3 protein-coding genes and 3 pseudogenes are annotated in these 7,192 nt (G+C 55.0%); 3 read left to right on the top strand and 3 right to left on the bottom strand.

Going from position 1 to position 7,192, the window contains the following annotated elements:
• The first annotated feature begins 2,733 nt into the window (after window positions 1–2,733).
• A pseudogene (locus tag CQ14_RS29890) lies at window positions 2,734–3,245 on the top strand (Lrp/AsnC family transcriptional regulator).
• An 861-nt stretch (window positions 3,246–4,106) separates the two neighbouring features.
• Here the strand turns inward: CQ14_RS29890 and CQ14_RS46930 are convergent.
• From CQ14_RS46930 to CQ14_RS29880, 3 genes and pseudogenes are all read right to left on the bottom strand, one after another.
• Window positions 4,107–4,460 (bottom strand): 4'-phosphopantetheinyl transferase family protein, encoded by a 354-nt coding sequence (locus tag CQ14_RS46930; protein ID WP_245320610.1) that lies wholly within the window; start codon window positions 4,458–4,460, stop codon window positions 4,107–4,109.
• Between the two features lie 27 nt (window positions 4,461–4,487).
• Window positions 4,488–4,664 (bottom strand): annotated as a pseudogene (locus tag CQ14_RS48365) (hypothetical protein); the annotation flags it as partial.
• A 587-nt stretch (window positions 4,665–5,251) separates the two neighbouring features.
• Window positions 5,252–5,497, bottom strand: a complete 246-nt coding sequence (locus CQ14_RS29880) for a hypothetical protein (protein WP_245320608.1) — start codon at window positions 5,495–5,497, stop codon at window positions 5,252–5,254.
• Window positions 5,498–6,379: 882 nt separating this feature from the next.
• Here CQ14_RS29880 and CQ14_RS47690 point away from each other — a divergent pair.
• A pseudogene (locus tag CQ14_RS47690) lies at window positions 6,380–6,490 on the top strand (antitoxin MazE-like protein); the annotation flags it as partial.
• A 10-nt stretch (window positions 6,491–6,500) separates the two neighbouring features.
• Window positions 6,501–6,716: a type II toxin-antitoxin system PemK/MazF family toxin gene (locus tag CQ14_RS44870; protein WP_245320606.1), complete on the top strand. Its 216-nt coding sequence runs from the start codon at window positions 6,501–6,503 to the stop codon at window positions 6,714–6,716.
• Window positions 6,717–7,192 lie beyond the last annotated feature (476 nt).

The following is a 7,192-nucleotide window of genomic DNA, read 5'->3' as shown; positions in this document are numbered from 1 at the left end:
GAAAGACTGGCGAGGATCGCATTTTTTACGAAGGAACGCGTAGGAGGANNCCTTAACAAGCTGGTCGAGCATTGGTTGTTTGCCGGAGACGTTTGTGAGTGCTGCATCGCTTGAGCCGTTAAGAGCTTCGCGGACGGCGGGCACATAGTCGGTCATAGTGCGGCCCCCTCTCCTGACATGCGGCGGTCACCTCGCTGACCCGTAACCAACAATTGATTGGGACTGTAAGGGCACCTTCATCCTGATTACTGCAATGAGCCTAGCGTTGAGGCTTAAATTCCGCGTTCGAGCGACCTTCTTCGACGGATTTCAATACCTTCCCTGCCCGTCCTCGTAGGGTGCGCGTAGGCACTCGTCTTCGAGTCGTCAGCGTCACCTCTTTGCCTTTTCGCGCATTTTCGCGACAATCAAAAAGTGCTTACTCGACACCTCTTTCCATGAAGGAATGCTATTCTCTTGTCGCGGGCCCGATGGGCGGCAGTTGACTTATCCCCACGTGTCGCGACGCACCGAGACGTCCGTTCACACCCTCGTCGAACTGCTTCTCAAGTGCGGTGTCCGCCACGCCGCCTCAGCCCGCCAAGGCGAGCGTTACGCGGAGCCATCGCTCGAAGAATTCCAGCAGCAGTTGGCTTTTCTGTTGCCTAACGAGACGGCGCCCTGGGCGTTGCAGCAACGAACGTCCTTCTCGATGCCATAGAACTCGGCGATAATGCTTGAGCGCCTCGTCAGTAATGGGAGAAGGACCAGGGACGGCAAGTTCGCACACGCACGCCGATCAGGAGAATTGAGAGCAAAGGCTGAGATCGGTGAAGCAGCGTCGCCCAGCATGATCAAATTGAACCGAAGATTAAAGTCCGACCATCGTGGTGAAGCGCACGCCNACCATCAACTGGTCGTTGGGCCGATGCCCTTCGTCCTCTAAGCTGGACGACANCCTGCCCGTCAGTTCGTCGTCAGCTTGCCTGAGTATCATTCGCAGCAGGGCCTAAGCAGCCCGAACTCGCTGCGACGAAATGTACGCCGAAGAGACACGCGAATCGCCATGTATGATCGAACCGGGGGCTCATGCACATACGCTAGCCAAGATGACGAACTGAGTTAATCGGTCGACAGCGACAGCTGTGCCCGCCGTTATCAACCGTATTCTATGGGGGTAGCTCCAGACTGATCGAGTAAAAAGCGAATAACTAGCGATTTCATAGTGCACTCTTCCATCCAGACGAACATGATCGGAAGAAACGTGGAGAGTGAGCTTTTCTATGGCTCCGTAATGAAACAAGACGGCCGAGATCGACATCTTGCAAACTCAGCCGGCAACAAATGGCTCGACTCCAGGGGTGCTGCTACACGCAACCCAACGTGCCCCAGCCGCTTAAACTCACAAAAAAAGGCGCTAAAACGCAGAAATTAAGCGTAGATGCGCAGCTCATTGCATTAATCAAGATCTAGATATTCGCTAAATTCGGCAATCCTCGCGAAACATCAGTGAGCGGCTTCGCTAAGAACGTGCATATCAGATTTGGCATCGCTGCACCCCACCTGCGGGCATGGTGGAAGCGGAGAAGAAGCATGGTGAAATGGTAAAGACAATGTAGGGAGGCTATCTACGCAATGCCCGGCTAGAGGCGAACATACGCTAAGCTTCCATGGCTCGATTGAGAGCCTATGATCTGTGCTGGTCCCGAGATGGCATGCGAGGCTTGCATCTNATCGATGCTACCTTGTGAGATGGATGCCACTGTCGGCCTGATCTTCGGGGCANCCCCCAACACACCTGAAAAATCGCGATGAAGCCACGGCGCGCGGCTTCGCCGAAGGATGACGCTGTTGACGAGTTCGGGCTAGTTCCACACTGTGCCACATCCATGAGTAGTTCGATAGATGATAGCTTAAGTGAAATAAAATCAGTGCGGAACGATATTTGGCGTTGTCGTAAGTTGCTTCAAAACGAGTTGCCTGATGAGCAGCGAAAAATCATCGAGCAACGCCTGGCTGAACAGTGTTCGGCTTTCGATCGGCTTTTAGCCACGACATTTCCTTTCACGTTGAGGCTCAAGTCAACTTCAGTGCCTGTGCCGCTCAACAGCTAACTAAACCTAACCAGCATGAGCCCTATCCTCCTTATCCTCGGCTCACCTGGGATCCAGCCCAGACTGAGTTGATCAATGGAAGTGAAATGGTGGAAAATGCGATGCATGATACCACGCAGGATGTTGATCGCTATCGTTGACTCGAGTGACCTCGGCGCGCCCGCGGCGACGACGATGGATAGGCGAGGAGAAGGCCCGCATCGTGGAGCAACGTTTTCAGCAGGGTGTGAACATTGCACGCGGTCTTTGGCGCAATCGCGTTGCCCGCGGAAGCCCGCAATCGCCCGCCACCTTGAGCAAATCCGTCAGCAAGTCAGAGCGGAGAGGCCGCAATCTCCGGAAGCCAATAGACAAAGCAGAGCCAGCTTGAATTTTCAGCATAGGCGCTCCTTTAAAGCGAACGATCTTTGCCGAAAGTGGGGAGCAGCAGGTGATCGCAGTAACGCCTCATTCACACGTTGATGTTAAGGTTCAATGACCGATCTTACTCCGGCAGGATGATCGACTCTTGGCGGAGCAGAGTCATCACCAGCGGCCAGGACGGTGCGATCGCCCACGCGGTCATGTGTTGAATTTATCGCATTGCTATACTTTGGACGATTTTCGGGATGCAATTCACATCAAGGCCGGGGAGCCGATTATGCGATACGATCGGATAGACGCCCGCATCCTCGAGATCGTGCAAAAGAATAACCGCCTAACTTCCGAGGTGATCGGCGCACTGGCGGGGCTTTCTGCTACCGCGAGAGGCTCCGTTCGGAAGGTATTATAGAGGCCGATGTTTCGCTCGTTTCGCCGAAAGCGGTGGGCAGACCTATTCAAATGCTGGTGCTGGTGACCCTGGAGCGAGAACGTTCAGATATAATCGATAGATTCAAGAAGGCCATCAGATCATCAGTTGAGGTCGTCAACGGCTTCTATGTCACCGGCGACGCGGACTTTGTCATGTACGTTACCGCGCCCACCATGGAAGATTATGAGGAGTTCACTCGGCGATTCTTCTATGTGAACCCGGATATCAAGAGCTTTAAAACCATGGTCGTATTGGATCGCGTAAAGGCGGGCTTTGCTGTCCCAGTTGAGACACCATCCGGGAACCGACTACACCCTGATGCAGGCGGCGTTTCGCGCTCTTCGTCACTTAGCGGATAGAACCGCCGATGATTTTGGTTGGCTTGTCCATATTGATGAAGAAGGCTTCGAAAAGCTTCCGTGCTCCCTTTTGGTACGACAGCCAGCGATAGAGTCTGCACCCTACCCGCTACCTGAGCGCACGACCTCCAATTGATCAGCGGCCTTGATGAGTTGAGCCTCGCCCTTCGTTTACTCAACCTCACGCAAGAGGTCCAAGGTCGCTACCTAACCTCGCGCCGATACGTTCAAGCAGCACAATGCTGCCCCCGCTTTGCCGCCTGAGCATCGAAACTGAAATACATGCTGCCGATGCAACGTCGCCAAACGTAAGTCCGCCCCCGAGCCGGGCACGCCGAATGGCAGCCCCCTCCTTTAATCGATCGGCGCGTTTGCTTCCGGACGGAAGCGTGCGCAGGCCACCGCGAATCGCGACTAGGCAAACCGTCACCACCAGTTGATTATCCTGGCCTGGCCGTTGCTTGAAGCTCGCCTACGTCGCTCTCACCAGATCGATGTTGCGCATCCCGCAGTTTCATAGCGGCTTGATATTGGCTCTAATAGCGCCATTGCTATTGCGACAATGGGCATCATCGCGTGAACCCGGATAACGGCAGTTATTGTGACCTGCCAGGCGATCCTTGGTTTCCTGATCGAGAACACATGATTGACCGGCATCTCAGTTCGCATTCGATCAGAAAGGGCTCGGTGGAGGACCTTGTCTACTCGGATCAGGGGAACCGGGCGCTATGGAGTCACACATAGCTTCTTCGGAAACGCCTCTGCCCCACCCGCTACTAGAGCCGAAGGTCATTTCTTCGATTGCAAGGCAAACTCGATGAGGTCTCCTGTGGCCTTCCAGCATCTAGCAGGCGAGATGCATCACGCGCCTCGAAATCGCACGGCTAGTGCTGCAAATCCTCCGTCAAATGGGCGATAGATTCCATTTATGGTTCGACTGCCAAAACTAGTAGGCTTTTCCGGGTTGACAATCTCGGCCTCGAAGACCCCGCTCTGGTCATTCGTCCTGACACTGACATCTTGAAAATCCAAGAATTCACCAGTTGCCGGCGCATATGATTTGTATACGGCTTCCTTTATTGCGAGCAACAATTTCGGGCCGAAGCGACTGCTGGACCACTCCTTTCGCTCGATTTCGTCGCAGGTGCATACGAACGGCAAAAGGTCCGCTTCGAGCGGTTCTTGATCTTCAATGTCCAATCCCAGAGCGAGCACATTCTTGGAATTTCCGGCAACAGCTCCGCAATCAGACGAAGAGTGTGAAATGCTCCCGACGCCCCCCGAAGGCCAAAGAGGAGCCCGATCCACTCTCGACAAAATCGGAACGGGAGCGAAACCCAGTTTACGCAGGGCCTCGTGAGCGTGATGCCGTCCCCAGGCGAACTCACGCCGACGACGAAGCGAGACGTTCCCCAACATGTCGTCTTCAGCGGGAAATGGGAGGGGAAACGGGTCATATATTGATCCGCCGGAAAAGCTGATGTCGTGTGTCAAAGCTGCACCGATAGCAGCCTCTAACGTCGTGAGAGTTTTCATAGATTGGGCGACCCTTGTTCTGGAAACCTGTGAAGCTGCAAATCTGAGCTTTCTTTACGGTAGCAAACCTGAGACCGCAGGCCACTCAAGGCCCGCAGCGTCAAAGACGAGGTCATGCTCTGCGACGCTCGATATTTCGACGGCAGGATCGGATCGATCGAGCGTACATCGGACGAGCTCTGAGCTGACGCGACCAGCTTTCAAGATCGACAGCCCTCGCGCCACACCTCGCTGGCCGAATTGCATCACCATTGTCGGAGCTGTCGCAGAGTACTCAGAGTGAACGGGTACGGCTTTGAACAAACGGTGAGGCAGAGATCGGGGCGGATTGGTACTCTGCTTGTGGACCTCGAGCAGAATTATGTCGTCTATGTGCAATCTAACGTGTGAGGCCGCCCCTCCATTATGATGTCGACCCACGAGGGCGACTTTGTGATGCGCGCACGTGCAACGAGCTCCATTCCGTTCGCTCACTGCATTTGATCCGTGCCGCGACCGATGAACTCGAGCACCGACCGCGCCTTGTGGATCTCGCGTGCGATGCAATTGAAGATCCGGGTCGCAGATTCAAGTGTGACGACAAGTCCAACCCTCTCGCATGATAGCTCAAAATGGTGCGCAACCTGTTCGTTGGTGGGTGCAATGCCACTTTGCAGCGAGCTCATCGCTAATGATGCGAGCATGTGCTCGACCACGTCTTTTTCGGCCTGAGTCAAGAAATGCTTCCTTCTGAATGTTGGCTCGCCTGTTATCGACGTTGTGGTCGCCCTCGAAAGACCGCCAGCCGCTCCGCCTCCCGCGTCCTGTGTTGCCTCGAGGGTCACATCATGCGCCTCACGAAACTTGGCGCGAGACAACTTCCGTCGATTTCCAGGATCTACTTCTGGCGCTGCGGGAGGCAGAGCAAGGCTCAAAGACGACTTTGCGCATACGATTCCGAAGGTTCGAGACATTTGCCAGATCCGCAGCCTCCCCGATGGGGCGCTTCGCCGTGACACGAACTCAAAAACTGTGGCGTCGACTTCTGCACGCATAGCTGGATCCGCAAGTACACGAACATTGTGACCATGCCGGCGCAACAGCCGGGCCGCGGTGAGCAGTAGCCTGAGGTTTCCCAACGTTCCGTGCAAAACAAGGGATAGCGCAAGACTTCACAGAGATTTAAGCTCCTTCGCAGTGGTACCGCACTTCTAAGAAATACGGCGCGCTCGCCACTTGCTACAACTATCGGCTGCACGTGCGCGACCCTAAGAAGACCGTAACGTGCCACGCGGCCCAGCCAGTGCGGCGCACGCTTCACCCACATGGGCGACTCTGCCTTACGGGAGGCCGGCCGCCCCAACCGCTTGCACGGACTGATCTAGCTCCCACGTCGCACCACTACGAGCCTTCTTGGATTTGTAGATCTTCGATCCTTGACTCCGATCTGTTTCGACCTTCCATCACGCGAAGTGACTCAGCCTCTCGAAGACGCACACTGACTGAAAGCGTGCTCGCCAAGACACGAAGCTCTCAATGCTAACGTCCGTGGCACTCAAATTTGAGCTGCAAATGATGGGCTTTGGTCAACATTTTTCAAGCCTACAACCTGACGCAACGTGAGATTCAAGCTGTTTTTGTCGGGCTTGCGGCCTTTCGGGATTTGGGTACCCGATGTGCGGTCTACATTTTTCCGCAAGCAGCCTCGTCGTCAGTCACTTGCTGTTGCAGCCAGCGGCCATGCCGCAACATCAGGCTCATCGACGACGCGTCCGACCTGGATTGATAAGGCGCGGCGAGATCTGGGCCGTCGCTTGCGGCAAGAATTATGCAGGCAAGCCGCGCCCACTCGTCATCGTGCAGGAAGGCAGTTTCAATCTCACCGACTCAATCACCACTTGCGCCTTCACCACCTATCCGACGGATGGCCGTTGTTCCGGCCCATCATCGAGCTGAATGGGTGCAACGGCCGCTCGCGACATGCTGACTGATGGTAGACAAAATCACAACCGCTCCCAACGCCAAAGTCGGCAGGCGTGTTGGTCGTCCCATCGACGAGATATCGACGGCTCAATCAGCGATGATGGTGTTCCTCGCATGGCCGTATCACCTAGCAACAATAAGCGAAGTTGTGGCCGCAGCTAAAACCGCCAATCCGCGCATAGGTAGCCCTTTATCAGCAGGGAAGGCCCCCTCAACGCTCAACACGAGATCCGGCTAGCCACCCTTGCCTAGCATCAGTGTCCATGCCTCGTGCCAGTCACCTAGTTTGCGCTAGCGTTTCAACCATGGTTTTAAGAAATTATCTGCATAAAGGAGGCAAAGCGGATGGTTGTCATTGGCAGCGGCCGATTTTAGGAAAATAAGTGCGGTGAAGCGATCGTAAGCGGCAAGCTGAGGCCGTCAGGCGGCGTGGTTCCATGGCATAAGCG

Source organism: Bradyrhizobium lablabi, from assembly GCF_001440475.1.
GTDB lineage: Bacteria > Pseudomonadota > Alphaproteobacteria > Rhizobiales > Xanthobacteraceae > Bradyrhizobium > Bradyrhizobium lablabi.
This window is presented reverse-complemented; position numbering and strand designations above follow the sequence as displayed.

Coding starts and splice junctions, on each gene's coding strand:
- CQ14_RS44870 (WP_245320606.1), top strand. CDS start 6,501: ATGCCGCAACATCAGGCTCATCGACGACGCGTCCGACCTGGATTGATA.